This window comes from Aureibaculum marinum (assembly GCF_003813905.1).
Classification (GTDB): domain Bacteria; phylum Bacteroidota; class Bacteroidia; order Flavobacteriales; family Flavobacteriaceae; genus Aureibaculum; species Aureibaculum marinum.
The window spans coordinates 1-323 of sequence record NZ_RPFJ01000079.1 but is presented as its reverse complement, the minus strand read 5'-3'; the positions used below and the strand labels follow the sequence as shown (position 1 = coordinate 323).

General features: G+C 34.7%; 1 protein-coding gene. It reads right to left on the bottom strand.

Annotated features, from left to right (window positions below; all coding sequences use genetic code 11):
- Window positions 1–323 (bottom strand): DUF4844 domain-containing protein (locus tag EGM88_RS14995; protein ID WP_123899234.1); only part of this gene is annotated, 323 nt, incomplete at both ends.

Genomic DNA, 323 nt, shown 5'->3' with positions numbered 1-323 from the left:
CGTACATAAATTTATTGAGTTGTCCATTCGAGCTTTCCAATTCCACAATGTCCATTAATTCCTCAATGTATGAGCAAACCCTTTCTCGGTCTTCCGTATCTAATTCCAGATAAATATCCGAAAACCTTGAAAGTCCGATTCCGATTTTTTCTTGATATTTTTTGTCTGTTGGTTTTTCCGATTCCGCAACAGTTTTAAAATCCGATGCGATTTGGTTTATTTTTTCCGTAAAAACTGGTCGCATTTTTTCGTCTGCAATTCCAGGATAAAAATTTTCTTCTACGAACTTTTTCTTTGCTGTAAATTCCGCAAATTTTTCATTC